This window comes from Streptomyces sp. NPDC020597 (assembly GCF_044335095.1).
Classification (GTDB): domain Bacteria; phylum Actinomycetota; class Actinomycetes; order Streptomycetales; family Streptomycetaceae; genus Streptomyces.
In genome coordinates, this window is the sequence record NZ_JBIRUL010000029.1 from 26,478 (window position 1) to 49,817 (window position 23,340).

23 protein-coding genes are annotated in these 23,340 nt (G+C 71.9%); 14 read left to right on the forward strand and 9 right to left on the reverse strand.

Annotation, left to right across the window (positions count from 1 at the left end; translation table 11 throughout):
* Window positions 1-70: 70 nt before the first annotated feature.
* The 4 genes from ACH4ZA_RS33145 to gndA all read left to right on the forward strand — a co-directional run bounded on the left by ACH4ZA_RS33145 (window position 71) and on the right by gndA (window position 5,093).
* Window positions 71-643, forward strand: coding sequence for a MarR family winged helix-turn-helix transcriptional regulator (locus tag ACH4ZA_RS33145; RefSeq protein ID WP_398432956.1), 573 nt, complete (start codon window positions 71-73; stop codon window positions 641-643).
* Window positions 644-993: 350 nt separating this feature from the next.
* Entirely contained in the window at window positions 994-2,655 is a 1,662-nt protein-coding gene (locus ACH4ZA_RS33150) for a cellulase family glycosylhydrolase (RefSeq protein ID WP_398432957.1), read from the forward strand.
* Between the two features lie 337 nt (window positions 2,656-2,992).
* Entirely contained in the window at window positions 2,993-3,499 is a 507-nt protein-coding gene (locus ACH4ZA_RS33155) for a MarR family winged helix-turn-helix transcriptional regulator (RefSeq protein WP_398432958.1), read from the forward strand.
* A gap of 154 nt (window positions 3,500-3,653) precedes the next feature.
* Window positions 3,654-5,093, forward strand: coding sequence for an NADP-dependent phosphogluconate dehydrogenase (gene gndA, locus ACH4ZA_RS33160; protein WP_398432959.1), 1,440 nt, complete (start codon window positions 3,654-3,656; stop codon window positions 5,091-5,093).
* Between the two features lie 168 nt (window positions 5,094-5,261).
* Here gndA and ACH4ZA_RS33165 read toward each other — a convergent pair whose 3' ends face one another.
* The 3 genes from ACH4ZA_RS33165 to ACH4ZA_RS33175 form a co-directional block, all read right to left on the reverse strand.
* Window positions 5,262-6,707: a glyceraldehyde-3-phosphate dehydrogenase gene (locus tag ACH4ZA_RS33165; protein ID WP_398432960.1), complete on the reverse strand. Its 1,446-nt coding sequence runs from the start codon at window positions 6,705-6,707 to the stop codon at window positions 5,262-5,264.
* 172 nt (window positions 6,708-6,879) lie between these two features.
* A complete protein-coding gene (locus ACH4ZA_RS33170; protein WP_398432961.1) occupies window positions 6,880-8,337 on the reverse strand; it encodes an MFS transporter in 1,458 nt (485 codons plus the stop codon).
* A gap of 28 nt (window positions 8,338-8,365) precedes the next feature.
* Window positions 8,366-8,767: a DUF3291 domain-containing protein gene (locus ACH4ZA_RS33175; protein ID WP_398432962.1), complete on the reverse strand. Its 402-nt coding sequence runs from the start codon at window positions 8,765-8,767 to the stop codon at window positions 8,366-8,368.
* Between the two features lie 118 nt (window positions 8,768-8,885).
* Between ACH4ZA_RS33175 and ACH4ZA_RS33180 the strand changes: the two genes are divergently transcribed.
* Both ACH4ZA_RS33180 and ACH4ZA_RS33185 read left to right on the forward strand, forming a co-directional pair.
* Window positions 8,886-9,503, forward strand: coding sequence for a MerR family transcriptional regulator (locus tag ACH4ZA_RS33180; protein ID WP_398432963.1), 618 nt, complete (start codon window positions 8,886-8,888; stop codon window positions 9,501-9,503).
* A gap of 326 nt (window positions 9,504-9,829) precedes the next feature.
* Window positions 9,830-10,228 (forward strand): SseB family protein, encoded by a 399-nt coding sequence (locus tag ACH4ZA_RS33185; RefSeq protein WP_398432964.1) that lies wholly within the window; start codon window positions 9,830-9,832, stop codon window positions 10,226-10,228.
* A 49-nt stretch (window positions 10,229-10,277) separates the two neighbouring features.
* On the opposite strand, the gene ACH4ZA_RS33190 is transcribed toward ACH4ZA_RS33185, so the two are convergent.
* The 6 genes from ACH4ZA_RS33190 to ACH4ZA_RS33215 form a co-directional block, all read right to left on the reverse strand.
* Complete coding sequence (locus ACH4ZA_RS33190; RefSeq protein WP_398432965.1) at window positions 10,278-10,670, reverse strand: MarR family winged helix-turn-helix transcriptional regulator; 393 nt, start codon at window positions 10,668-10,670, stop codon at window positions 10,278-10,280.
* An 82-nt stretch (window positions 10,671-10,752) separates the two neighbouring features.
* Entirely contained in the window at window positions 10,753-11,100 is a 348-nt protein-coding gene (locus ACH4ZA_RS33195) for a VOC family protein (protein ID WP_398433011.1), read from the reverse strand.
* 407 nt (window positions 11,101-11,507) lie between these two features.
* Window positions 11,508-12,536, reverse strand: coding sequence for a LacI family DNA-binding transcriptional regulator (locus ACH4ZA_RS33200; RefSeq protein ID WP_398432966.1), 1,029 nt, complete (start codon window positions 12,534-12,536; stop codon window positions 11,508-11,510).
* Between the two features lie 2 nt (window positions 12,537-12,538).
* Window positions 12,539-13,444: a carbohydrate ABC transporter permease gene (locus ACH4ZA_RS33205; RefSeq protein ID WP_398432968.1), complete on the reverse strand. Its 906-nt coding sequence runs from the start codon at window positions 13,442-13,444 to the stop codon at window positions 12,539-12,541.
* Window positions 13,441-14,364: a carbohydrate ABC transporter permease gene (locus ACH4ZA_RS33210; RefSeq protein ID WP_398432969.1), complete on the reverse strand. Its 924-nt coding sequence runs from the start codon at window positions 14,362-14,364 to the stop codon at window positions 13,441-13,443. The genes ACH4ZA_RS33205 and ACH4ZA_RS33210 overlap by 4 nt, the downstream gene beginning before the upstream one ends.
* Window positions 14,361-15,680 (reverse strand): ABC transporter substrate-binding protein, encoded by a 1,320-nt coding sequence (locus ACH4ZA_RS33215; RefSeq protein WP_398432970.1) that lies wholly within the window; start codon window positions 15,678-15,680, stop codon window positions 14,361-14,363. Before ACH4ZA_RS33215 ends, ACH4ZA_RS33210 begins: the two co-directional genes overlap by 4 nt.
* A 161-nt stretch (window positions 15,681-15,841) precedes the next feature.
* On the opposite strand from ACH4ZA_RS33215, the gene ACH4ZA_RS33220 reads away from it, so the two are divergent.
* The 8 genes from ACH4ZA_RS33220 to ACH4ZA_RS33255 all read left to right on the forward strand — a co-directional run bounded on the left by ACH4ZA_RS33220 (window position 15,842) and on the right by ACH4ZA_RS33255 (window position 23,328).
* Window positions 15,842-17,863: a beta-galactosidase gene (locus ACH4ZA_RS33220; protein ID WP_398432971.1), complete on the forward strand. Its 2,022-nt coding sequence runs from the start codon at window positions 15,842-15,844 to the stop codon at window positions 17,861-17,863.
* 105 nt (window positions 17,864-17,968) lie between these two features.
* Complete coding sequence (locus tag ACH4ZA_RS33225) at window positions 17,969-19,537, forward strand: arabinogalactan endo-beta-1,4-galactanase (RefSeq protein ID WP_398432972.1); 1,569 nt, start codon at window positions 17,969-17,971, stop codon at window positions 19,535-19,537.
* Window positions 19,538-19,755: 218 nt separating this feature from the next.
* The gene (locus tag ACH4ZA_RS33230) at window positions 19,756-20,043 is read left to right on the forward strand and encodes an ArsR family transcriptional regulator (RefSeq protein ID WP_398432973.1); all 288 of its coding nucleotides are present in this window, start codon (window positions 19,756-19,758) and stop codon (window positions 20,041-20,043) included.
* Window positions 20,044-20,108: 65 nt separating this feature from the next.
* Window positions 20,109-21,074, forward strand: coding sequence for an SMP-30/gluconolactonase/LRE family protein (locus tag ACH4ZA_RS33235; RefSeq protein WP_398433012.1), 966 nt, complete (start codon window positions 20,109-20,111; stop codon window positions 21,072-21,074).
* A gap of 104 nt (window positions 21,075-21,178) precedes the next feature.
* Entirely contained in the window at window positions 21,179-21,634 is a 456-nt protein-coding gene (gene crcB, locus ACH4ZA_RS33240) for a fluoride efflux transporter CrcB (RefSeq protein WP_398432974.1), read from the forward strand.
* Window positions 21,631-22,035, forward strand: coding sequence for a DUF190 domain-containing protein (locus tag ACH4ZA_RS33245; RefSeq protein WP_398432976.1), 405 nt, complete (start codon window positions 21,631-21,633; stop codon window positions 22,033-22,035). Before crcB (ACH4ZA_RS33240) ends, ACH4ZA_RS33245 begins: the two co-directional genes overlap by 4 nt.
* Window positions 22,032-22,397, forward strand: a complete 366-nt coding sequence (crcB, locus tag ACH4ZA_RS33250) for a fluoride efflux transporter CrcB (protein WP_398432977.1) — start codon at window positions 22,032-22,034, stop codon at window positions 22,395-22,397. Before ACH4ZA_RS33245 ends, crcB (ACH4ZA_RS33250) begins: the two co-directional genes overlap by 4 nt.
* Before the next feature lie 94 nt (window positions 22,398-22,491).
* Complete coding sequence (locus ACH4ZA_RS33255) at window positions 22,492-23,328, forward strand: undecaprenyl-diphosphate phosphatase (protein WP_398432978.1); 837 nt, start codon at window positions 22,492-22,494, stop codon at window positions 23,326-23,328.
* The last annotated feature ends 12 nt before the right edge of the window (window positions 23,329-23,340 follow it).

The following is a 23,340-nucleotide window of genomic DNA, read 5'->3' on the forward strand; positions in this document are numbered from 1 at the left end:
CGTACAATTTGAGCCCGAACAACACGACGATCCACCGACCCACGCACCCCGTGGCCGAAGGAGTGTGCCGATGCCCGGCCAGCGATCCATCGCCGAAGCCGAGAAGCTCGCCGAGGCCAAACTCGGCGGCATCCCGCTGCGGCGCGAGCAGATGGCCGTCGTCGCGAACATCTACCGCGCCGCTTCGGCGGTACGGCAGCACCTGGAGAACTCCGTGCTGCGCGGCTCCGACCTCACCTGGACCGCGTTCGTCGTGCTGTGGGTGGTGTGGGTGTGGGGGGAGTCGGAGACGCGGCACGTCGCCGAGGAGGCCGGGATCTCCAAGGGGACGCTGACCGGCGTGGCGCGCACGCTGGAGGGCCGCGGTCTGGTCCGTCGGGCCGGGCACCCCACCGACGGCAGGCTGGTGCTGCTCACCCTCACCGACAAGGGGGAGGCGCTGATGCGGCGGCTGTTCCCGGCCTTCAACGAGGAGGAGGCGTTCGTGGCCGCCCGGCTCAGCGACGAGGAGTGCCGGACCGTCGCGGACGGGCTGCGTCGCGTCGTGCGGCAGGTCGAGGAGGAGGGCGAGGGACGGCGCGCCGACCTCCTCGACGGCGCCGAACCGGCCCCGCGCCGCAGCGGTCGCCGTCCGAAGGCCTGAACGGGGCCCGTTCGTCGACCTGTTCGCCGATCTCCGGCATGTGGCGATCGGCGAACCGGGACCGGGACAGGGCAGGGACCGGGAGAGAGACCGGAACGGCGACCGGGCCGGCGCGCGGGAGGCCGCATCGGAGATCGCGGTCCCCGAGTGCGGTGACGCGACGACCGCCGGCTCATGCCCGCACGGGACGGGCCGGTCTGTGCGCGATGTCTTGACGTGTACTTGGCATAGTGGCTTCATGGGAGCGCTCCCATGCGTCGGTGGCCCCCACGCCCTCCCGACCCTGCTCCGCGTTCCCCCCCACCCCTCCCGCCGGCTGGGTTCCCCGGCCTCTCACCCCAGGAGTCGCCGTGAGCACTGTGCACGCCCCACGCACCTCCTCCTCAGCCGGGTTGCTGACCAGGCTCGCGGCCCTCCTGGGCCTGGTCCTGCTGGGCGCCCTGTGTCCGACGGCGGCGCAGGCGCAGCCGGCCGCCGCTCCCGCGAGCGGCCTGCACATCAGCGACGGACGTCTGGTCGAGGGCAACGGAAAAGACTTCGTCATGCGCGGCGTCAACCACGCCCACACCTGGTACCCGGGCAGGACGCAGCAGTCGCTGGCCGACATCAAGGCGATGGGCGCCAACGCCGTGCGCGTCGTCCTCGCCGACGGTCACCGGTGGAGCGCCAACGGTCCCGCCGACGTCGCGGGCGTGATCGCCCAGTGCAAGGCCAACCGGCTGATCTGCGTGCTGGAGGTGCACGACACCACCGGCTACGGCGAGGAGGCGGCGGCCGGCACGCTGGACCAGGCGGCCGACTACTGGATCGGCCTGAAGTCCGTCCTGGCCGGCCAGGAGGGCTACGTCATCGTCAACATCGGCAACGAGCCCTGGGGCAACACCGATCCGGCGGGCTGGACGGCGCCCACGATCGCCGCGGTCAAGAAGCTGCGCGCCGCCGGACTCCAGCACACGATCATGGTGGACGCCCCCAACTGGGGCCAGGACTGGCAGGGCGTGATGAAGGCCAACGCCCGGTCCGTGTACGACGCCGACGCCACCGGCAACCTGATCTTCTCGATCCACATGTACAGCGTCTACGACACGGCGGTCGAGGTCACCGACTACCTGAACACCTTCGTCAACGCCGGACTGCCTCTTCTGATCGGGGAGTTCGGCGGCCCCGCGGACCAGTACGGGGACCCCGACGAGGACACCATGATGGCCGCCGCCGAGCAGCTGAAGCTCGGCTACCTGGCCTGGTCGTGGAGCGGCAACACCGACCCGGTCCTCGACCTGGCGCTCGACTTCGACCCCGCCCGGCTCAGTTCGTGGGGCAAGCGCGTCTTCAACGGCGTCGACGGCATCGCGCAGACGGCGAAGGAGGCCACCGTCTTCGCGGGCGGCTCGCCGGGCGACACCCAGGCGCCGACCGCCCCCGGCGCCCCGACCGCCTCGGCGGTGACGGCGACCTCCGCGACCCTTTCCTGGCCCGCGGCCACCGACGACGTCGGCGTCGCAGGCTACGACGTGGTGCGGGTCAGCGGCGCCGCCGAGACCAAGGTCGCGGCGTCCACCGGAGTCACCGCCGCCCTCACCGGGCTCACGGCGAACACCGCCTACACCTTCGCCGTGTACGCCCGCGACGCCGCCGGGAACCGCTCCGCCCGCTCGGCGACGGTGAACGTCACCACGGGCAGCGCGCCCGCCGTGGCCTGTTCCGTCGCCTACCGGGTGGTGGGGGAGTGGCCTGGCGGCTTCCAGGGGGACATCACCCTGCGCAACACCGGCGCCGCCCCCATCAACGGCTGGAAGATGGTCTTCGCCTTCGCCGACGGCCAGACCGTCGCCAACATGTGGGGCGGCTCCGCGGCCCAGAGCGGAGGCACGGTGAGCGTCACGCCCGCCGCCTACACCTCCACCGTCCCGGCCGGCGGCTCGGTCACCGTCGGCTTCATCGGCAGCAAGGGCGCGACCAACACCGCGCCGACCGCGTTCACGCTCAACGGCGGTGCTTGCGCCACCTCCTGATGCATCGTCATCGACACTTCCCGATGCCCGCTCCGGGCGCAGGCGGAAGTGAGGGCGGCGGCTCCCGCGCTCCCGCGGAAGCCGCCTCCCGACGCCGTGGGCGTTGCGGTCCGCAGCGGTCCGGGGGAAGCGGGGGATCGCGGTCCGAGGGTGCGAGGGCTGCGGTCCGGAGGGCGAGGGGGCTGCGGTCCCAGGGACGCGAGGGCTGCGGTCCCGGGGACGCGGGCGCTCGGCCGACGGCCCCGTCCCACCCCCCGGCACGCCTCGCCGGCCTGCGGTCCGCCGCCGCCCGGGACGAGCGGACCGATCGTCGGAAAGCACCCCGTACTGTGTGCGCATGTCCTCGACGCCCCGGTGGCTCAACGCCGACGAACGACGTGCCTGGCTGGCCTACGTCGAGTTCTCCACGCTGCTGTCCGACCACCTGAACCGGCAGCTGAGGCGCGACGCAGGCATGACACACGCCGACTACAGTCTGCTGGCCTACCTCTCCATGGCCCCGCGGACCACCCTCGGCATGTCCGACCTGGCAGAGCGGCTGAAGATCACCCGCAGCCGGCTCACCCACGCGGTGAGCCGGCTGCGCGACGTCGGCCTCGTGGACCGCCGGGAGGACCCGGCGGACGGCCGTGGCCAGCTCGCCTTCCTCACCGACGCGGGCCGGGCCCTGCTGGAGGAGGTGGCCCCCGGCCATGTCGAGGCCGTGCGCCGGGCGGTGTTCGACGTGCTCACTCCCGAACAGGTGCGGCAGTTCGCGGAGATCGGCGAGGCGATCGGCGAGGCCCTGCACCGGGCCGAGAGCACCGAGGCCGACCCCGCCGCGCTGCCCTGGCGGCGCCGGTAGGGCCGGTCCCGGGGGCCGGGGCGCGACGGCTGCGGCGATCGCCGTTCCGGCTTGTTCGGCGGGGAATCGAGAAGAACCGGCCGACGGTCCGTACCTGGGGGTACCGGGGGCGGCGTCCGCCCTCCGGCCACGCCACCGATCCTAGGGACACCTCGTGAACGCAACCGCCGCCATCGGCGTCACCGGCCTCGGCGTGATGGGCCGCAACCTCGCGCGCAACTTCGCCCGCAACGGCTACACCGTCGCCGTCCACAACCGCACCGCCGGACGCACCCGCGCACTCGTCGAGGAGTTCGGGCACGAGGGCGCGTTCGTGCCCGCCGAGTCGGCCGCGGACTTCGTGGCGGCGCTGGAACGCCCCCGTCGCCTGATGATCATGGTGCAGGCGGGCGCCGTCACCGACGCGGTCATCGAGGAGTTCGCCCCGCTCCTGGAGCCCGGCGACATGATCATCGACGGTGGCAACGCCCACTACGCCGACACCCGGCGCCGCGAGGAGTCCCTCCGCGAGCGCGGCCTGCACTTCGTCGGGGCCGGCGTCTCCGGCGGCGAGGAGGGCGCGCTGAACGGGCCGGCGATCATGGTCGGCGGCTCCAGCGAGTCGTACGACGTGCTCGGCCCGATGTTCGAGTCCATCAGCGCCAAGGTCGACGGCGAGCCCTGCGCCACGCACATCGGCACCGACGGCGCCGGACACTTCGTCAAGATGGTGCACAACGGCATCGAGTACGCCGACATGCAGCTCATCGCCGAGGCGTACGACCTGCTGCGCCAGGTCGCCGGCTACACACCGGCCGAGATCGCCGGCATCTTCCGGACCTGGAACGAGGGCCGCCTCGGCTCGTACCTCATCGAGATCACCGCCGAGGTGCTCGCGCACGCCGACGCCGCAACCGGCCGGGCGTTCGTCGACGTCGTCGCCGACGCCGCCGGGCAGAAGGGCACCGGTCGCTGGACCGTGCAGACCGCCCTGGAGCTGGGCTCCCCGGTGACCGCCATCGCCCAGGCCACGTTCGCCCGGGCCGCCTCCGGGCAGCGCGAACTGCGCGCCGCCTACGCGGGCCTGCCCGGCGGCACCACGCCGCCGCTCAGCCGCACCGAGGCCACCCGCTTCACTTCGCAGGTCGAGCACGCCCTGTACGCCTCGAAGGTCATCGCGTACGACCAGGGCTGGAAGATGATCCAGGACGCGGCCGGCGAGTTCGGCTGGAAGATCGACCTGGGCGCGGTCGCCCGGATCTGGCGCGGCGGCTGCATCATCCGCGCCTCGTTCCTGGACCGCATCCGCGCCGCGTACGCGACCGACCCGGACCTGGTCAGCCTGCTCGGCGAGATGGAGTTCGCCATGGAGATCACCGACGCTCAGGTGCCCTGGCGGGAGACCGTGGCCTCCGCGGCCCGCCGCGGAATCCCGGTGCCGGCCTTCTCCGCCGCGCTCGCCCACTACGACACCCTGCGGGCGGAGCGGCTGCCCGCGGCCCTGCTCCAGGGCCAGCGCGACTACTTCGGCGCCCACACCTACGGCCGCACCGACCGGCCGGGCGCGTTCCACACCCACTGGGCCGAGCCGGGACGCCCGGAGACGTCCGCCTGACGGATCCCGGAGACTGCGGATTCCGGGAACGGCGGATTCCGGGAACGGCGGATTCCGGGAACGGCGGATTCCGGGAACGGCGGATTCCGGGAACGGCCGGAGCGGGGCGCCCGTCGGGCGCCCCGCTCCGGCCGTCGCGGTCTTCCGGCAGTTCCCGGCGACCGCCGGTCAGGCGCTTGTGGCGGGGAACGTCGGGTACTCCACGCCCGAGACGTGCTGGACGACGCGGACGACCTGGCAGGAGTAGCCGAACTCGTTGTCGTACCAGAGGTAGAGGATCGCGTTGTCCCCGTCGACCTTGGTGGCGCCGGCGTCGATGATCGAGGCGTGGCGCGAGCCGATGAAGTCCATCGAGACCGCGTCCGGCGCCGTGGTGAAGTCGATCTGGCGGCGCAGCGGCGAGGTCAGCGAGACGCCGCGCAGGTACTCGAGGACCTCCTCGCGGTCCGTCTCGCGGCCGAGCCGCAGGCTCAGGATCGCGATCGAGACGTCCGGCACCGGGACCCGGATCGAGCTGCCGGTGATCGGCGCGTCGAGGTCGGGCAGCGCCTTGGCGACCGCGGACGCCGCGCCGGTCTCGGTGATGACCATGTTCAGCGGCGCCGAGCGGCCGCGGCGGTCGGCCTTGTGGTAGTTGTCCAGCAGGTTCTGGTCGTTGGTGAACGAGTGGACGGTCTCCACGTGGCCGCGCAGCACGCCGTACTCGTCGGCCATCGCCTTCAGCGGCGGGACGATCGCGTTGGTGGTGCAGGACGCGCAGGACAGGATCCGCTCGTCCGGCTTGACGGTGTCGTGATTGACGCCGTGCACGATGTTCGGGACGTCGCCCTTGCCGGGAGCGGTCAGGACCACCTTGTCGACGCCGGGGCGCAGGTGCTGGGACAGGCCCTCGCGGTCGCGCCACTTGCCGGTGTTGTCGATCAGGATGGCGTTGTCGATGCCGTACGCCGTGTAGTCGACCTCGGACGGGTCGTTCGCGTAGATGACCGTGATCTCGTTGCCGTTGGCGATGATCTTGTTGTTGGTCTCGTCGACCGTGATCGTGCCCTGGAACTGGCCGTGCACGGAGTCGCGGCGCAGCAGGGACGCCCGCTTGACGAGATCCTGCTCGCCGCCGCCGCGCACCACGATGGCGCGCAGCCGCAGGCCGTTGCCGGAGCCGGACTTCTCGATGAGCAGCCGGGCCACGAGACGGCCGATCCGGCCGAACCCGTACAGCACGACGTCGCGCGGTTCGCGCCGGTCGATCTTGTTGGCGCCGGTGGCGCCGGCGACGGCCTCGGCGGTGAAGTCCCGCACCGACAGACCGCGGTCGTCGGCCCGGTGGCTCTCGGCGAGGATGCCCAGGTCGATCTGGGACGGGCCGAGGTCGAGGGAGGTGAGGGCCTCCAGGTAGGGGAGCGTCTCGGTGACCGAGAGCTCCTCGCCCGCGATCTGCCGGGCGAACCGGTGGGTCTTGAGGATGCTGACCACCGACTTGTTCACCAGGGAGCGGCTGTGCAGCAGGACCGTCACGTCCCGCTCGCGGTGCAGCTTCCCGATCATCGGGATCATCGACTCCGCGATCTCCTCGCGGTTCTTCCAGTCAGTGAACGAATCGTCGTTGAGCGTCACGGGCCTATCTTTCGAGCTAGGTGGCGCTCATATGCTAACCCTTCCGTTTTTTGATCATTCCAGCGGGCCCGCGCTCAGGTGTGCGGGGCCCGTGCGTGGCGGGGGACGGCGGGGCCGGGCGCCCGGGCGGGGGATCGTGCGGGCGTCCGCCCCGGCCGCCCGTCGGGGAGTGTCAGGACTGCTCCGAGGACTGCTCGGAAGGCTGCTGCTGACGACGCGGGATACCGAGGGCGCACACGGCGCCGGCGAGGACGACCGCCACGCCCGTCCAGACCGCGGGGTGCAGCCCGTCCACGAACTGCTGCGGGCCCATGGTGCTGCCGTGGGACACGAACACCGTGCTCAGCACCGCGATGCCCAGGGCGCCGCCGATCTCGCGGACCGTGGAGTTGGCGCCGGACGCCTTGCCGGCGTGCTCCTTGGCGACCGAGCCGAGCACCACCGCCGCCGTCGGCGCGAAGACGAATCCCATGCCGACGCCGGCCACGATCATCGGTCCGACCAGTGAGGAGTACGGCGTGTCGACGTCCGCGACCAGGTTGATCCACCCCAGGCCGACGCCCTGGAGGAAGAGGCCGAGGGCCATCAGTCGGCCGCCGCCCACCCGGTCCGTGAGCAGGCCCGCCACGGGCGCGACGAACATCGGCATCAGCGTCCAGGCCAGGGTGCGCACACCGGCCTCCAGCGGGGTGCGGGCCGGCACGATCTGAAGGTACTGCGCGAGCAGGAACAGGGAGCCGAAGACGCCGAAGTACATCGTCGCCGAGACGACGTTGGCGAGGGTGAAGGATCGGACGCGGTAGAAGGACAGCGGCAGCATCGGCTCCGACACCCGGGACTCCCGGCCGACGAAGGCGGCCAGCAGGACCGCGCCCGCGGTGAACGCGCCGAGCACCTTCGCCGACGTCCAGCCGTCCGGCTCGCCGTGCACGATCGCCCAGACCACCGCGCACAGCCCGGCCGCCGCCAGCACCATGCCGACCAGGTCCAGGCGCACGCCGGGCAGCGAGCTCTCCCGCAGGGCGAAGAGCACCAGCGGGATCGCGATCACGCACACCGGGACGTTGATCCAGAAGATCCACCGCCAGTCGAGGCCTTCCACCACCGCGCCGCCCACCACCGGGCCCATCGCGACGGCCAGACCGCTGACCCCGGACCACACGCCGAGCGCCATGCCGCGCAGCCGGTCGGGCACCGCGTGGGACAGCAGGGTCAACGAAAGCGGCATGACGGCCGCCGCTCCGAAGCCCTGGACCGTGCGGAAGGCGATCAGCTGGGTGCTGGTGTCGGAGAGGCCGCAGCCGATGGACGCCAGGGTGAACAGGGCGATGCCGGCGACGAAGACCCGCCGGCGTCCGAACCGGTCGCCCAGCGCGGCGCCGGTCATGAGCAGACAGGCGAAGCTCAGTACGTACGCGTTGACGAACCACTGCAGTTGCTGCGTGTCCGCCTTCAGATCGACGGCCAGCGTGTGCAGGGCCGTGGAGACGACGAGGTTGTCGAGCGCGACCATGAACATGGGCACACTGGCGGCGACGATCGCGAGCCACAGGGGTATGCGCCGGCGCTCGGCCGGCGGGGCGGAGGCGGCCGGTGCGTCGAGGACCGGGCTCGTTTCGGACAGCGTCATGGCGTGGATCTCTCCTGGGCGAGGGGTTTCAGGCACCGGTGCGTGACTGCTCGGCGAGGCGGCGGCGGGCCTCCGTCCAGTCGACGGGCAGATCCGCCGCCGTGGTCTGCCAGAAGGTGAAGACCGAGTCCTTCATGGTCGGCCGCAGCCCGGTCATGATCGATTTGTGCGGTTCGGTCCGCGCGTACGTGTAGAGCGCGTCCTGGTCCTCCCAGGCCGACAGCGTCCAGAAGGTGCGCTTCAGGGGCTGGGCGATCAGCGAGGCGCCGTAGACGCCCGGCGCGCCGGACACCTGCTTCCACGCGGCCAGCGACCTGAGGAAGAAGCGCGGGACGTCCTTGAACGAGCGGACCTCGAACCGGGACGCCATGACGAACGCCTCGGCGTCGGGGGCGGGGGTGCTGACGGTGGTCCAGCGCAGGGTGGGCATGGCTGATGCCTTCTCTCCGGCGGCGCGAGGGAATATTGGATACCTCTACTATCTATGTTAGACAGTAGAGGTATCCAGTTTTTCGGGCAAGGCCCACCAGCGAACCGGAGCCGACCGCATGCGCATCTCCGAACTGAGCCGCCGCAGCGGCGTCTCCGTGACGACGATCAAGTACTACCTCCGTGAGGGGCTCCTCCCGCCGGGCCGTCAGACCGCCGCCACCCAGGCCGAGTACGACGACCAGCACCTGCGCCGGCTTCGCCTGGTCCGCGCCCTGACCGGCGTGCGCGGCCTGTCGGTGAGCACCACCCGTGAGGTGCTCGACGCCCTCGCCGAGCACACGGGCGACACCCACCGGCTGCTGGGCCTCGCGCTGGGGTCCGTACGGGTGGGCGGCAGTCCGGCCGAGGACGGACCGGAGGCGGCCGAGGTCGAGGAACTGGTCGAGGAGCTGGACTGGGACGTGCACCGGTCGGCGCCCGCCAGGGCCGCCCTCGCCGAGACCCTGGGCTCCCTGCGTGACCTGGGAGTCCCGCTCGACTGGCGGACCCTGCTGCCCTACGCGCGGCTCGCCGAGCGCACCGCCGTCCTCGATCTCGACCAACTCGACGGTCTGGACGACCCGTTGGAGGCCGCCGAGCGCGCCCTGCTGCTGACCGTCCTCCTGGAGCCCGCCCTGATGGCGCTCAGGCGCATGGCCCAGGAGAACGAGTCGGCCCGCAGGCACACGCCCTAGCCGCCCCCCTTTCGCGTCGCGGCGGAAGGCGCCCGGTGTCATTTGCACGCGGCGGGCGGAGAACGTGCCGCACCGGGCGAAGAACGTGCCGCGCCGCGCGGTGGCCGGCGCTTTCCCGGCCGGCACCCGCCGCGACCGGGCGCACCCGCACGGTCGTCGCCTGCCGGGCGCACCCGCACGGTGGTCGCGCCCCGCGGACGTGCCCGCGCGGTCTCGCCTGCCGGAGGCCCCGCGCACGACGGCCGGGCCTGCCCGCCACCGCCCGGGGGATTGAGGTCCGCCCGCTCGGGTACGCGAGCCGGACCGCCGCTACCAGGGGAGACGCCATGGAGACGCCCGCACACGACCGCAACCACAACCCGGCCGCACTGGCGCTGGACGCGCTGGCGCGGGACACCGGGGACACCACGGCACTGGACACGCTCGCGCACAGCGACGTGCTCGTGCCGGTGCCCGACGACGCACTCGACGAGGACATCACCAACCCGGCCACCGTCGCCCTGCCGGTTCTCGAGCAGCCAGGGGGAGCACCCGTGGTGCCGGTGTTCACCTCGGAGCCGGAGATGGTCGAGCTGCTGCCCGAGGTCGACCGCTACCGGTTGGTGCCGCTCGGCGCGCTCGCCGCGCAGTGGCCGACCGGCGAACTGTCCCTGTCCATCGACGGGGCCGGCGACCACCCGCTGACGCTCACCTCCGAGGGGGTGCGCACCCTGCTGGTCCGCTGAGCGGCGCCGGCCGGGCCCTGTCCGCCCCGGATCGGATCCAGCGCGCGCCTCAGGACCCGGTCAGCATCCGCTCCAGCACCGCCCGCTGCAGAGGCAGGACCTCGGTGTGCAGGTCGCGGCCCTTGCGGGTCAGCGCGACCCAGACCCCGCGCCGGTCCTCCGCACAGATCGAGCGCTCCACCAGGCCCTCCTTCTCCAGGCGGCCGATGAGGCGGGACAGCGCGCTCTGGCTGAGGTGCACGCGTCCGACGAGGTTCTGCACCCGGCACTGGTCGCCCGCCCGGGGAGCCTCGGCGGCGAGGATGTCGAGCACCTCGAAGTCGCTGGCCCCCAGGCCGTGCGGATGCAGCGCGCGGTCGATCTCGCACATCGTGCGGGCGTGCACCGACAGGATGTCGCGCCACCGCTGCTCAAGGCCCGTCCCGGCCGTTTTCGCTGCCATACCCGCATGGTAACGCCGTCCGGGGCGTTCGTTGACTACGCAATAAGTGCGAGTGCATGCAGTGGCCCGGGAGGGCCGTCTCTCAGGAGGGGTCCTGGAGAAGGCCCACCAGGTTCCCGTCCGCGTCCTTCACGGACGCGATGAGCCGTCCGTTGCCGACGTCTTGGACGTCCTGGAGCACCTCCGCCCCCGCCGCCAGCAGGGCCGCGAGACGGTCGCGGATGTCGGTGACGTGCCAATAGGGGACCGGCCCCGTCAGCCCCTGGGCGTGGCCGTTGGGGTTCAGGCCGATGTCCTGGCCGGCGGCCTTGTATCCGACGTAGTACGGCTCGTCGGCGTACGGCTCGACTCCCAGCAGCGCGGTGAACAGGGCCTTCGCGCGGTCGACGTCCTTGACGGGGTAGATGATCGTCTGCAGTCCGGCGGCCATGACGCTCTCCTCGGTGAAGTGATGCGGTACCGGGAACACCTCCGTGCTCTCCTGGTCCCACGCTAGGACGGGGGCGCGGCTCGCGGCTTCTCCGATCCTGACCGTTTGCGGCTTCCAGCCGCTCCCCGGCCCGCTGCCACGGCCCCGCTCGCAGGACGCGGCATCGCCCACGAACGCCGGTGACGAGACACCGGCCGCATCCGCCGTCCGGGCGAGGCCGCCCGCCCCGACGCCCGGAGGGCTCCCGGACCAGCGGACCCGGACCAGCGGACCCGGACCAGCGGACCCCGGGCCGGTGAGGCACCCCCGGGCCGGCGAGGCGCCCCCGGGCCGGCGAGGCGACCCCGAGCCGGGGCCCCGAGGCCGGGCGAACGGATCCCCCGAGGCCGGTCGGACGAACCCTGAGGTCAGGCGGACTCCCGCCGCACCAGTTCCGTCGGCAGGATCACCGCTGCCGGGTCCTCGCCGCCGATCTGGGCGAGGAGCACCCGGACCATCTCACTGCTGATCCGGTCCCAGGGCTGGCGGATGGTGGTGAGGGAGGGGCTGGCCGCGGTCGCCGCCGGTGAGTCGTCGAAGCCGCCGACCGCCACGTCCTGCGGCACCCGTCGCCCCGCCTTGTGCAGCGCCGTCAGCACGCCCTGCGCCATCAGGTCGGACGCGACGAACACCGCGTCCAGCTCGGGCGCCCGGGCCAGCAGCAGCTCCGCGCCGGCCTCGCCGCTGGCCCGGCTGTAGTCGCCGGACACGACCAGCCGTTCGTCGTACGCGACGCCCGCCTCGGCGAGCACCTCCCGGTACCCGGCGAGCCGCTCCACACCGCCCGGGGTGTCCAGCGGGCCGGTGACCACGCCGACCCGCCGCCGGCCCTGCGTCAGCAGGTGCCGCACCATGTCCCGGGCGCCGTCGCGGTCGTCGGCGGTTACGTAACTCACCTTGGAGCCGATCCCGATCGGCTTGCCGCAGGCGACCAGCGGCACCCCCGCCTCGCGCAGCTCGGTGGCGATCGGGTCCCCGGAATGACTGGAGACCAGCAGCACCCCGTCCACGTGCCCGGCCGTGATGTACCGCGTGATGCGCCGGCGTTCGTCGTCGGTGCCGGCCAGCATCAGCAGGAGGGGTACGTCGTGCGCGGCGAGCGCCTGGGTGCAGCCGCGCAGCAGGACGTTGAAGTTGGGATCCTCGAAGAACCGCTCCTGCGGCTCCGTGAGCAGGAAGCCCACGGAGTCGGAGCGGCCGGTGATCAGCGAGCGGGCGTGCCGGTTCACGACGTAACCCGTCCTGCGGATGGCGGCGTTGACCGCCTCCGCCGCGGCCGGGCTGACATAGTGGCCGCCGTTGAGGACCCGCGAGACGGTGCCCCGGGAGACCCCCGCCTCGCGCGCCACGTCGTGGATGGTCGGCGGTCTGCGCCGGCCCCCCGCATCCTTGTTCATGGTCACGACTTTACGGCTCCGGACAGCAGATCCAGGCTCCAGAAGCGCTGGACCACCAGGAACAGCGCCACCAGCGGGATCACGGCCAGGAACGCGCCGGTGATCACCAGCGTGTACAGCGCGGGCTGGTTGGCCCCCTGCTCCAGCAACGTGAACAGGCCGAGCGTGATCGGGAACTTCTCGTCGTCGCTGAGCATGATGTACGGCAGCAGGAAGTTGTTCCACACCGCCACGAACTGGAACAGGAACACCGTCACCAGCCCCGGGACCATCATCGGCAGCGCGATCCGGCTGAAGATCCGCCACTCGCTCGCCCCGTCCATCCGCCCGGCCTCCACCACGTCGCCCGGCACAGCCGCCGCCGCGTAGATGCGGGCGAGATAGACGCCGTAGGGCGACAGGATCTGCGGGAGCAGCACCGACCAGTACGAGTCGGTGAGGTCGGCCTGGGCCAGCAGCAGGTACTGCGGGACGGCCAGGATGACCGGCGGCATGAGCACACCCGCGAGCAGGATGTTGAAGATCGACTCCCGGCCGCGGAAGCGGTAGACGGCGAGGGCGTAGCCGCTGAACGCCGACACGCACGTCGACAGCAGGGCGCCGAGCCCCGCGTACAGCGCGGAGTTGCCCATCCACGTCCAGTACACGCCGTCGCGGTAGGAGTCGAGGTCCTGGAGGTTGTCGGCGAAGCCCGTGCCCGGCAGGAAGGTGAACGTGGAGAACAGCTCACGGCCGGACTTGGTGGACGCGATGACCACCCAGGCGACCGGCAGGAGGCAGTAGACCGCGCCCAGCAGCAGGGTGACCGTGGGGATCAGGGCGATCCGGCCGCGCAGCGGCGGACGCCCGCGCGCGGCGCCGGTCGCGCCGGCCGTGGAGGGGGTCTTGTGGACGGCGAGTGTGCTCATGACGCCGCTTTCTGCCTGTTTCGGCGGTTCGCGGCCCGCAGGAAGCCGAAGGACAGCACCAGCGTGGCCAGGGCGATGATCACGGCCTCGGCGGCCGCCTGGTAGACGTCACCCGTGCCGAACGCGTCCCGGTACACCTTCATCAGCGGACTCCAGGTCGTGGACACGGAGTTGGTGAGCGGCTTGAGGGTGGTCGGCTCGTTGAACACCTGGAGCGTGGCGATGATCGAGAAGAAGAAGGTCAGCACCAGCGAGGGCGCCACCATCGGAATCTTGATCCGCAGCGCGGTCTGCAGCGGGGTCGCGCCGTCCAGCTTCGCCGCCTCGTGCACCTCGGCCGGGATGGCCCGCAACGAGGTGTAGATGACGATCATGTTGAAGCCGGTGCCGCCCCAGACCGCGATGTTCGACAGGGCGAGGTACAGCGGGCCGCCGTCGAGCAGGTCGGGCTGCGGCAGCCCCAGCTTCTCGAGGGCGTAGGAGAACGGGCTGACGTCGGGCAGGTAGAGGAAGCCCCACAGCAGCGCCGCCACGACGCCGGGGATGGCGTACGGGAGGAATATCGCGAGCCGGGTGAAGGGGGCGAGCCGCACCTTCTCGGAGTCGAGCATCAGCGCGAACAGCAGGGCCAGGCCCAGCATGACGGGGACGACGATGCAGCCGTACCCGAGGACGCGCAGCGCGCCGTCGAGCAGTTCGCCGTCGGTGAGGGCGTCGGTGTAGTTCTCCGGGCCGGCCCAGACCTCCTTGCGGGCGCCCGAGCCGAGGCCGAGGCCCGAGACGCGCACCTTGTGGAAGCTGAGCCAGACCGCGTACCCGATCGGAAGCGCGAAGAACAGCGCGAAGAGGATCGTCGCGGGGATGAGGAACGCGTACGGGGCGCCCTTGACCCCGTACGACGTCCGGCGTGCGGTGGTCACTCGGAGACCTCGAAGCCCTGCTTCTTCATGTCGGCGACCGTGTCCGCCTGCATGGTGGCGAGGGCGGCGGAGAAGTCCGACCTGTTCTTGGCGGCGGCGCCGAACGCGTCCTTGAAGCTCGTGTAGGCCACGTTCACGTTCGGGCCCCAGGCCGAGGGCGCCGTGCTCTTCGCGATCCTGGCGGCGGTGGTGTAGAAGTCCGCCTGGTTCGAGAAGTAGTCCGGCGGGGTGATGAAGGCGCCGCTGAGCTGGGCGGACGTGGAGGCCGGGTAGATGCCTCCCTCCTTGGCCAGCGCGTTGAGGGCGTCGCCGTCGGTGTTCAGCCAGGCGGCGAACTTCGCGGCGGCCGCCTTGTGCTTCGAGTCCGTCGTCACGGCCGTGGACGATCCGCCCCAGCTGCCGGTGACGTTCCCGCCGGCGGACCACTGGGGGAGCGGGGCCATCGCCCACTTGCCCTTGGTGTCGGGCGCGGCGGTGGTCAGCGTGCCCGGCGCCCACACGGCGGAGACCCAGGCGATCTGCTTGCCGGTGTTGAGCGCCTTGTTCCAGGCCGGGGTGTACATGGGCTGGTTGTCGACGGCGCCCTCCTTGACCAGGCCGCCCCAGAAGTCGGCGACCTTCCTGGTGGCCGCGTCGTCGATGCCGACCTTCCACGTGTCGCCGGAGGTGGTCCACCACTTGGCGCCGGCCTGCTGGGCGAGGCCCGCGAAGAGGCCGGAGTCGTTGGCGGAGAAGGTGGTGAGGTCCGTGCCCGGAGCCTTCTTCTTCAGGGCGCGCGCGGTAGCGGCGAACTGCTCCCAGGTGGTGGGGACGGTCAGGCCGTACTTCTCGAACAGGTCGGCGCGGTAGTAGAACATCATCGGCCCGATGTCCTGCGGCACCGCGTAGACGGCGTCCGTGCCCAGCGTCGTCTGCTGCCAGACGCCGTCCGCGAACTTGCTCTTCGCGTCGCCGACGTCCTTGCCGATGTCCGCGAGCGCGTCGTTGCTGACCAGCGTCGGCAGCGCCTGGTACTCGGCCTGGACCAGGTCGGGGGCCTTGCCGGCCTTGTGCGCGGTGAGGATCTTGGTGATCAGCGTGTCGCCGGACGCCTGCTTCTTCACCGTGACCGTGATCCGGTCCTTCTTGCCCTGGCCCTTGTTCCACAGGTCGACGACCTTGTCCATGCCGGGCGTCCACGTCCAGTACGTGAGCGAGACCGGACCGGACTCGGCGCCGCCGTCCTCGTCGGACGAGCCGCAGGCGGCGAGGGCGGTGCCGCCCAGAGCGACGGCGAGAGCAGCCGCGACGAGGCGTCCGCGCTTCGTGATGGACATGGATCTCTCCCTGACCTGGGTTCTGATGTCTGTGAGCGTTCACAGTAGAGAAACATCCTGGACGCTTGTCAATGGTTGTTGCTGTGCGGTTATGTTGAGGTCGCACCCGCCTGATGATGTGTGTGCACGTTCCCAAATGATCGACCAAACGGGAGAAATCCATGCCGGAGACCACCCCCAAGGGCCTCACCGGGCTCGCCTTCGGTGGGGACTACAACCCCGAGCAGTGGCCGGAATCCGTCTGGCAGGAGGACGTCCGGCTGATGCAGGAGGCCGGCGTCACCATGGTCAGCGTCGGGATCTTCTCCTGGGCCCTCCTCGAACCCTCGCCGGGGGAGTACGACTTCGGCTGGCTCGACCGGGTGATCGACCTGCTGCACGAGCACGGCGTCCGCGTCGACCTGGGCACCCCGACCGTGTCACCGCCGGTCTGGTTCTACCGCCGCCACCCCGACGCCCTGCCGGTGACCGCCGAGGGCGTGCGCTACGAGTTCGGCTCCCGCGGCGCGATCTGCCACAGCAACGCGCACTACCGCGCGGCTGCGGCGAACATCACCACGCGCCTGGCCGAGCGCTACGGCGACCACCCGGCGCTGGCGATGTGGCACGTGCACAACGAGTACGGCGTCCCCGTCTCCGCCTGCTACTGCGACTCCTGCGCCGCCCACTTCCGCCGCTGGCTGGCGACGGCCTACGGCACGGTCGACGCCGTGAACGAGGCCTGGGGCACCGCCTTCTGGGGCCAGCGGTACGCGCGCTTCGAGGACGTCAACCCGCCGCGCGCCACCCCGACGGTCGGCAACCCGGGCCAGGCCCTCGACTACAAGCGGTTCGCCGACGCGACGATGCGCGAGAACTTCCGCGCGGAGCGGGACATCCTGCACCGCCTCGCGCCCGGCGTCCCGGTCACGACCAACTTCATGACCGCCCTCAGCCAGTGCGACTCCGTCGACTACTGGGCCTGGGGCCGAGAGGTCGACATCGTCACCAACGACCACTACCTGATCACCGACGGCCGCCGCACCCACGTCAACCTCGCGATGGCCGCCGACCTCACCCGCTCCGTCGCGGGCGGCGCCCCCTGGATCCTGCTGGAGCACTCCACCTCGGGCATCAACTGGCAGCCGCGCAACCCCGCCAAGGCCCCCGGCCAGATGGCCCGCAACTCGCTGGCGCACGTGGCGCGCGGCTCCGAGGGGGCCATGTTCTTCCAGTGGCGGCAGTCCCGGCGCGGCGCCGAGAAGTTCCACTCGGCGATGGTCCCGCACGGCGGCGCCGACACCCGGGTGTGGCGCGAGGTCGTCGAACTCGGCGCGGCCCTCGACTCCCTGGCCGCGATCCGCGGCACCCGCACCGTCGCCGACGCGGCCGTCCTGTGGGACTGGCACTCCTGGTGGGCGCAGAACCTGGACTGGCGGCCCAGCGAGGACGCCGATCCCCGCGAGCGCGCCGACGCCTTCTACGAGGTCCTCCACGACCGCCACCTCACCGTCGACTTCGCCCCTCCCGAGGCCGACCTGTCGCGGTACCCGCTGGTCGTCGTGCCCGCCCTGTACCTGATGACGCAGGCGGCCGGCCGCAACCTCACGGAGTACGTCGAGAACGGCGGCACCCTCGTCGTGTCGTACTTCTCGGGCATCGTCGACGAGCACGACGCGGTGCACGAGGGCGCCTACCCCGGCCCGCTGCGCGACGTCCTCGGCCTGACCGTCGAGGAGTTCTCGCCGCTGCTGCCGGGCGAGCGCGTGCGCGTCGCCGGCCCCGAAGGCTCAGGATTCGAAAGCGACGTGTGGACGGAGTTCGTGACCCCGCGCGGCGCCGAGACCGTGTGGACGTACGCCGACGGCCTCGCCGCCGGCCGCCCCGCCGTCACCCGGCACCGCCTCGGCGAGGGAACCGCCTGGTACGTCTCCACCCGCCTCGGCGCCGACGGCCTCGACGCGCTGATCGGCCGCGCCGCCGAGGACGCGGCGATCGCCCCGCGCGCCGAACTGCCCCGTGACGTCGAGACGGTGCGCCGCTCCGGCGAGACCGGCGACTACCTCTTCGTGATCAACCACACCGCCGCCGACGTCAAGGTGCCCCTGGAGACGTCCGGCGCCGAACTGCTGACGGGCGAACGCGCCACGGGCCGCCTCGCGGTCCCGGCGGGAGCCGTACGGGTCGTGCGACTCGACGGCTGAACCGACTCCCCCTTCGCCCGTGGAGCCGCGAGCCGCGGGCGGAGCGGGTCCCTCACGCCACGAGGGAATTCCACACCCATCACGTCGAAGGGACGACGGACGACGATGTTCCATCCCAGACGCACGCTCAGGGCCCTGCTGCTTCCGCTCGCCGCGGGCCTCGCCCTCACCGCCCTGCCCGCACAGTCCGCGCAGGCTGCCGCCGCGCTCACCAACGGCGGCTTCGAGGCGGACGGCACCGGCACCGCGAAGCCGGCCGGCTGGTCGACGTACTCGGCGGCCGGCCAGAACTCCGCCTCCTTCACCGAGTCCGGCGGCCACGCAGGCGGTTACCGCCTCTCGCACTACTCGGCGGCCGCCTACAAGGTCGAGACGTACCAGTACCTGTCCGGGCTCACCAACGGCGCCTACAGACTCACCGCCTGGGTGCGCTCCGGCGGCGGCCAGAAGTCCGCGTACATCGCGCTGAAGAACTGCGGCGGCGCCGAGCAGCGCACCGACATCCCGGTCTCCGCCGGCGGATGGATCCGGATCGTCGCCTCCGTCGCGGTCACGAACAACCAGTGCACCGTCGGCATCACCTCCGACGCCAACGCCGGGAACTGGATCAACGTCGACGACCTGACCTTCGCGCCGGGCTCCACGGGCCTCACCGTCAAGGGCTCGGACGTGTCGTCACTCGTCAAGAGCGAAGCCCTCGGCGGCGTCTACCGCAACAGCTCCGGCGCCGCCCAGGACCCGCTCGCCCTCCTCAGGAACGCCGGGCAGAACTACGCCCGCCTGAAGGTCTGGGTGAACCCGGCCGACGGCTACAACGACAAGGCCCGCGTCCTGGCGGCGGCCAAGCGCGTCAAGGCCCGCGGCATGAAGCTCCTGGTGGACTTCCACTACTCGGACACCTGGGCCGACCCGGGCGCGCAGACCGTGCCCTCCGCCTGGGCCGGGCACTCCTACAGCCAGTTGAAGACGGACGTCTACCAGCACACCCACGACGTCCTCGACGCCCTCAAGGCGCAGGGCACGACCGCCGACATGGTGCAGGTCGGCAACGAGATCAACGGCGGCATGCTGTGGCCGGCGGGCTCCACCGACCAGTGGTCGCAGCTGGCAGGGCTGCTCGACTCCGGCTACTCCGCCGTCAAGGCGGTCGACTCCCGTACCCCCGTGGCGCTCCACCTCGCCAAGGGCGGGGACCTGGCAGGCACCCGCCGGTGGTTCGACAACGCCGTCTCCCACGGCGTGAAGTTCGACGTCATCGGCCTGTCGTACTACGGCTACTGGCACGGCACGCTCGCCGACTTCCAGACCACCCTCGACGACGCGGCCGCCCGCTACGCCAAGCCGGTCTACGTCGCCGAGACGGCCTACCCGTTCCGGCTGGACAGCAAGGACCCGCACGAGAACATCATCGACCTGCCGAGCGAGCTGGTGTCCGGATACCCGGCCACCATCTCCGGGCAGACCCGGTGGATGAACGACGTGGCGAGCATCGTGGAGGCCGTGCCGAACGGCCGAGGACTCGGCGTCTTCTACTGGGAGTCCACCTGGACGGCCGTCGCCGGCAACGGCTGGGACCCGGCCGACGCCTCCTCCGGCAACGGCTGGGAGAACCAGGCCCTGTTCGGCTACGACGACAGGGCGCTGTCCTCGATGTCCTGGTTCGCTCACCGCTGATCGACCGCCCACGCACGGCGGGGGCCCGGCCGCACTCCCACGGCCGGGCCCCGTCCGTCCTCCCCGCCCCCGCCGGGGTCCGATCGTCGTCCCCAACAGCCCTGCGGTGCGGGGAGGTTCGATCCGCGACGAGGCCGACGGAGTTCGGGACACGGCGGGCCCGACTGCGGAAGAGTGGGACGACGCGGTACGAGGAGGCTCGGACGGAAGGGACGACGATGCTGAGGACTCCCGCAAGTGAGCGGCGACTCGACATCCTGGAGTGGCTGAAGGAGCCGGCCCGGCACTTCCCGCGGCCACGGCACGGCGACCTCGTCCAGGACGGAGTCACCGCCGACGTCGTCGCGGCGAAACTCGGCGTGCGCCGCCGGGTGGCCGACGCCCACCTCGCCCTGCTCGCCGGCATCGGCCTGCTGCGCGCCGAGCGCGTCGGACGCCGCACCTACTACCGGCGCGACGAGATGCGCATAGCCGAAGTGGCCCGCATGTTCGAGAAGGGCTGGTGACGGACGTGGCGGAGGAGCCGCAGGGACCGCCCCGCGCAGACGCCCCGGTGAACACGGCGGACGCCGTGGACGGCCGGACGGCTCTCGTCCCCCTCCGGTACGTGGCGCTCCCCGGCCACGGCCCCGAGGACGTCGTCGCCGACTCCGAGGGGCGGATCCTGACCGGCGTGGCGGACGGACGGATCCTGCGCGTCGACGGACTGGACGATCCGCCCGCCGCCCGCGTCGAACGCCTCGCCCGGATCGCCGGCCGCCCACTCGGTCTCGAACTCCTGCCGGACGGCGACCTGTTGGTGTGCGCCGCCGACGGCGCGCTGCTGCGCGTGGACCTCGGCGGCGCGGGCAGGGTGCAGGTGCTGACCGAGACGGCGGCGGGGGAGCGGCTGCGCTTCTGCAGCAATGTCGTCGCCCTGCCCGACGGGACGGCCTATTTCACCGTCTCCAGCCGGGTCCATCCGCTGCGGGACTGGATGGGCGACATCGTCGAGCACAGCGGCACCGGACGGCTGCTGCGGCTGGCGCCCGGCGCCCGCGAGGCCGAAGTCGTCCTGGAAGGGCTGCAGTTCGCCAACGGCCTGGTGCGCGGGCGGGACGACTCGTGTCTGATCGTCGCCGAGACCGGCGCCCGCCGTCTCACCCGCTTCCGGCTCACCGGCCCCCGGGCCGGACAGGCCGAACCGCTCGCCACGAACCTGCCGGGCTTCCCGGACAACATGTGGCGCGGCACGCCGGACGGCCCGGTCTGGGTGGCGCTGGCCGGGCCGCCCGTCCCCCCGCTCGGCCTGCTGCACCGCGCGGGCCCCGCTCTGCGCCGCCGCGCCGCCCGCCTCGCCGTGCACGCGCCCTACCGCCCCTCGGGTACGACGGGCGTGCTCGCGGTCGACGACGAAGGCCGGGTCCTGCACCGGCTCACCCGGCGCCGCTCCGGTTTCCGCATGGTCACCAGCGTCTGCGAGAGCGGCGGCAGGCTGGTCCTGGGCAGCCTGTGGGAGCGGGGCATCGCGATCTGCGAGGCGCCGGCGACCGGGTAGGGCGACGCTCCTCGATTTCAGGGCGAGGAGCGTGTCAAGCTGGTGCCCGGCCGTGATCAGTCGGGATCCGGCGGGGCGGGCGGACCGGCGGGAGACGTGACGAGATGACAGCCCCACAGGCCCAGAGCCTCCGCGCCGGGGCCCCGCGCCGGACCGCCCGCTCGGGTCCGCTTTTGGTGGTCGCCGTCGTGGCCCTCGGCGGTGGCGTCGGCGCAGCCGCCCGCTACGCAGCGGCCCTGCGGTGGCCCACCGGGGACGGCGGACTCCCCTGGACGACGTTCTGGGTGAACGTGGTCGGCTGCGCGGCGATCGGCGTGTTCCTGGTGGTGATCACCGAGGTCGTGACGGCCCATCGGCTGGTGCGGCCGTTCTTCGGCACCGGGGTGCTCGGCGGCTTCACCACCTTCTCGACGTACGCCGTCGACGTCCAGAAGCTGCTGGACGCGGGGCGCACGGGCACCGCCCTGGCCTACCTCGCCGCGACCCCGGCCGCGGCGCTCGCCGCGGTGTGGCTGGCGGCCACGGCGACCCGCCGCGTCCTTTCGCGGGGGCGGCGATGACGCGGCTCGCGGGCGGCGCCCTGCGGCTGACCGTCTTCGTCGGCGAGAACGACACCTGGCGGCACAGGCCCCTGTACTCGGAGATCGTGCACCGCGCCCACGCGGCCGGTCTCGCGGGGGCCAGCGTCTTCCGCGGTGTGGAGGGCTTCGGCGCGTCCTCGCTGATCCACACCTCGCGACTGCTCTCGCTCAGCGAGGACCTTCCGGTCGCCGTCGTGATCGTCGACACGCCGGAACGGGTGGAGGCCTTCCTGCCGCAGCTCGACGAGCTGATCACGGACGGACTGGCGGTCCTCGACGAGTGCCGTGTCCTCGGACGCGCCGGCCGGGGCGCCGACGCGGACGGAAGCCGTGGCGACCAGCCGGACGATTCGGACATGAAGGGTAAGAACTCGTTGTGAACTGGCTGGTGGTCGTCGCCGGCGGCATGATCGGCGCGCCGCTGCGCTACCTGACCGACCGCGCGGTGCAGTCCCGGCACGACTCCGTCTTCCCCTGGGGCACCTTCGTCGTGAACATGATCGGCTGCCTGGTCCTCGGCACGCTGACCGGGGCCCCGACGGTCGGCCCCGACCTGCGGTTGTTCCTGGGGACGGGGCTGTGCGGGGCGCTGACCACGTACTCCACGTTCTCGTACGAGACGCTGCGGCTGACCGAGACCGGGGCCGGACTCCAGGCGGTCGCCAACGCCGCCGGCAGCGTGGCCGTGGGCCTCGGGGCCGCGTTCGCCGGGGTCGCCCTCGGGCAGTGGGCGTGGTCGTGAAGACGCCCGGCAGGTCCCGGCCTGGTAGGACTGTCTCCGACACCGGGGCGTCCACCACGCCGTCGACCGATTCGTCTCCTCAGAACTGGATTCCATGAGCGCCATCTCCGTCGGCCAGGCCGTCGTCCTCGGAGCCGTCGAGGGAGTGACCGAGTTCCTCCCCGTCTCCTCCACCGGTCATCTGAAGATCACCGAAGGGCTGATGCACATTCCGGTCGACGACGACGCGGTCGTCGGGTTCTCCGCCGTCATCCAGGTCGGAGCGATCGCCGCGGTCCTCGTGTACTTCCGCAAGGACATCGTGCGGATCGTGTCGGCGTGGTTCCGCGGGCTCCGCGACCGTGAGGAGCGTCACCACCACGACTACAGGTTCGCCTGGTGGGTGATCTACGCGACGATCCCGATCGTCGTCGTCGGCCTCGCCGCCAAGCCGCTGATCGAGGGACCGCTGGCCTCGTTGTGGGTGGTGGCGGGCTCGCTCATCGTCGGCAGCGGGGTGATGTGGGCGGCCGACCAGATGGGCCGGCACAAGCGCGGCGAGGACGACACCTCGTTCAAGGACGCGATGCTCGTCGGCAGCTCCCAGATCCTCGCGCTGCTCTTCCCCGGGTTCTCCCGCTCCGGCGCGACCATGTCCACCGCGCTCATCCTGGACCTGGACCGGGTCGCCGCCACCCGCCTGTCGTTCTTCCTCGGCATCCCCGCCCTCACCGGCGCGGGCATCTACGAGCTGAAGGACGCCCTGGGGACCGGAGCGGGCGCGGCGCCGCTGGCCGTCGGCACGGCGGTGTCCTTCGTGGTCGCCTACGCCTCCATCGCCTGGCTGCTGAAGTTCGTCGCCAAGCACTCCTTCAACGCGTTCGTCGTGTACCGGATCGTCGTCGGACTGGCCTTGTTCGGACTGCTGGCCTCGGGAGTCCTCGACAGCTGAGCCGCCGACTCC